This window comes from Streptomyces niveus (genome assembly GCF_001723055.1).
GTDB lineage: Bacteria > Actinomycetota > Actinomycetes > Streptomycetales > Streptomycetaceae > Streptomyces > Streptomyces niveus.
Genome location: NZ_MDCR01000362.1, coordinates 1 through 3,268 on the forward strand (window position 1 = coordinate 1; position 3,268 = coordinate 3,268).

Sequence of the window (3,268 nt, forward strand, 5' to 3'; positions counted from 1 at the left end):
TCCGGCCCATACCGCCACGGCCTCCCGGAGTGGGCCGGTACAGGTCACCAGGGGCCGGTGGCCGCGCGCAGGGTGAGCCCGATGCCGACCAGCAGAACGAGGGCGGAGGTGGCCACCGGGCCCCAACGGGCCAGTTTCCGCAGTCCCTTCCACCGGGTCGCCGCGGCGGCGCGGGTGCTCCGCTCGACGCGGTCGCGCAGGCGGACCAGCAGGAGTCCGGCGAGGGTGAGCGTGCCGGCCATGCCGAGTCCGTAGCCGAGGACGAGCAGGACACCGAAGGCGGTACGGCCCAGGGCGACGGCGCCGAGGAGGACGACGAGGGCCGAGGGGCTGGGGACGAGGCCGCCCGCGATGCCCATGCCGATGAGCCCGCCACGGGTCGCGGCGGCGGGGTGGGGATGGGTGTGGGTGTGCGGCTCGGTCTGTACGGGGGTGAGTACGGCGACGGCGGACGGACCGTCGCCGGCCGGTGGCTCGGGATGCGGATGGTCGTGTTCGTGGTGGTGGTGCCCGTGCCCGTGATGGTGGTGATGTCCGTGCGTGGACCCGCCCCGCAGGGCGGAGCGCAGCAGCCACACCCCGATTCCCGTCACCAGCAGCCCGCTGGCGAGCCCGAGCCACGTCAGCACGGTCTCCCCGGCGAGCGACGTGGCGGCCGGCAGCAGCAGTCCGAGGGCGAGCACCCCGGCGGTGTGGGTGAGGGTGACGGTCGCGCCGACGGTCACCGCGTCGCGCGGGGTGCCCCGTCGCCCGGCCAGGTAGGCGGCCATGATGGTCTTGCCGTGGCCGGGCATGGCCGCGTGCGAGGCGCCGAGCACCACGGCGAGGAGCAGGGCCAACAGCCCGACCGGCACGGTGAGTTCACGTGTACCGACGAGCGAGTCGAAGACGCCGGACACCTTGTCGAGCGCGGCGGTGACCGGGCCGGGGACCCACTGCGCGCCGGGCAGCGCCGCGGACCCCACCGAGCTTCCGCCCGAGCCGCCCGGTTCCGTGCGCAGGGTGGCCGACCGCTGGTCGAGCGGGGACGCCAGCGGGTCGGTCGGATAGCGGCGCAGTTCGTCGGTGGGGGACGCGGCGGGCACGTCGCTCGCCGTCAGCGTGACGCCGCCGCCCCGCGCGGTGATCTCCTGCCAGCCGATCCGGCGGCTGTCGTAGGCGGTGCGTACGGTGACGTCCGCCGGGCGCCGCAGATCGGCCGGTGCGGTGAGCGAGCAGTTCAGCCGGCTCGTACGGAGCCCGGCCTCGCCCGGGTGGTAGGTGAAGGCGCTGCTTCGGACGGTGAAGCCGAGCCCCGTGCCACCGGTCTTGACGCGCAGTCCGGCGGCGGCACTCGCGCAGGCCGTACGCGCGTACGCCCGCGCCTCGGCGGCGTCCACGGCGCCGTTGCCGTCGCGGTCGACGCCCGGCAGCTCCTGCGCGGCGGCGATCTCGGCACGGTCGACCACGAGCAGCGCGTCGACACGGTCCTGGTGGAGGGTGAGGCCGGTGTGGTGGTTGACGGTGAAGTTGCCCAGCGGATGCGCGGAGGCGCCGGGCGCGGAGGTGACCCCGGCGACGGCCGCGGCGGTCAGCAGGAGCCCGGCGGCGAGGGCGCGGCGCGACGTCAGGTTCATGAGGCGTCGTCGATTCGGTCAAGGGCGGTCCGGGCGCGCGGTGCGTGCAGCGGGTGGAAGTGCGGGTCGACGGCCAGGGCCCGTTCGAGGTCCTTCCGGGCCGCCGACGTGTCCCCGAGTCCCTCGTGGATCATCGCGCGGTGGTAGTGGTAGAGCGCGCCGCGCGTCCCGAGGGACAGGGCCCGGTCCGCGTACGGCAGGGCCTCCGCGTCCCGGCCCGCACGGTGCAACGCCCAGGCGTAGGCGTCCTGTACGGCGATGAACGGCCGCGTCTCGACGGCGGCGCGCCCCATCGTGACGGCCCGCCCGGCGTCTCCGTGATCGGCCTCGAAGAGGATCGCGTCCGTGTCGGCGGGGGCGTTCCCGGCCCGGCGTACCTGCTCCTGGGCTCGCAGGATCCCGTACTGCGCACGTGCCTCCGTCTCCCGTCCGAGGGACTGCTGGAGTTCGCCGAGGCCGAGGACGTACTGCGGCAGGGGCGCGATCGCCACGGCCGCCGTGTAGTCGGCGACGGCCTGGCGGCCGTGACCGAGGGCGGCGTGCGCGCGCGCCCGCGCCTCCAGCAGCGGGGCGTCGTCCTCGGCACGGCGAAGACCGTTCTCCGCCTCCCGCAGCGCGGTGTCGGCGTCGCCCGACTCCTGGGCGAGCGTGGCGAGATGGAGCCGTGCGAATGCCTGGTCCGACGGTGAGGCCGCGTCGTTCAGCGCGCGCTTCATGAGCGCGCGGGCCCGCGGGATGTCGCCGCGCAACTCCCACGTGTACGAGGCGCGGGCGAGCGAGGACGTGTCGGGGCGCAGGTCGGTCATGCGCTGTACGGCGCGGTACGACTCCTCGTACCGCCCGAGCTGGGTGTACGCGTCGGCGAGTACGCCCTGCGCGGCGGCGTTCGACGGGTTGGTGGCGGCGGCTCTGCGGCCCCAGGTCAGCGCGGTGGCGAAGTCGTGCCGTGCGGCGGCGAGGGCGCCCATGCCCGTCTCGGCCTGGTAGTTGTCGCGCGGCTGGACCTTCAGCGACCGGCGGAGCGCGGACTCGGCCTTGGCGTAGACGGCGGGATCGGCGGTGGTACGTCCCTGCTGGACGTACGCCATGCCCAACTGCGCCCAGCCGACGGGGTTCTCGGGCAGCCTGCGCAGGTCTTCACGGAGCGCGGCGATCGAACCGCGCGGTGAACTCGCCCCAGGCCGGGCGTCCTTGGCCGCGTCGGGGTCCTTGTCCAGCGGCGAGAGAGCGATGGCGCCGACGAGGAACAGCGCGGCGCCCAGGGCCACGGTGACGGCGGCGGCGCGCAGTCTTCCGCGGCCGGGGGGACGGGAGTTCGGGTCGGCGGCCGGATCGGTGGCGCCGGTCTGACGGGGCACGGTCCTCCTCGCGGAGCGCGTACAGATGTGGGGGTGGGGTCCTGTTTCCGTGCTTGCGCGGTGTCGCGCATGGCGGCCGGGCGGGGGCGGGCCCCCGCCCGGCCAGAGGCGGACCGGTCATCGGCCGGCCATTCCTCGGTCGTGCGGTACTTCGGTACGACCGTGCTCCACCAGGACGCAGCGGCGTACAGGCCCGGCATCGCGGTGACGGCTGTTCAGCAGTTCATCCGGGCTACTTCCTCAACTGCCCGTGTTCCTTCGGCGCCACAGGCGGAATCCGCCGGTGCCGAGCAG

Annotated in this window: 2 protein-coding genes; both read right to left on the reverse strand. The window is 74.9% G+C overall.

Going from position 1 to position 3,268, the window contains the following annotated elements; translation table 11 throughout:
* Positions 1-44: 44 nt before the first annotated feature.
* Positions 45-1,616: a nickel/cobalt transporter gene (locus tag BHU15_RS32795; RefSeq protein WP_171908487.1), complete on the reverse strand. Its 1,572-nt coding sequence runs from the start codon at positions 1,614-1,616 to the stop codon at positions 45-47.
* Entirely contained in the window at positions 1,613-2,974 is a 1,362-nt protein-coding gene (locus BHU15_RS32800; RefSeq protein ID WP_069630467.1) for a tetratricopeptide repeat protein, read from the reverse strand. The genes BHU15_RS32795 and BHU15_RS32800 overlap by 4 nt, the downstream gene beginning before the upstream one ends.
* Positions 2,975-3,268: the final 294 nt, after the last annotated feature.

What these genes read in the sequence shown, in the direction of transcription:
- BHU15_RS32795 (WP_171908487.1), bottom strand. Translation starts at nt 1,616, where the DNA reads ATGAACCTGACGTCGCGCCGCGCCCTCGCCGCCGGGCTCCTGCTGACC.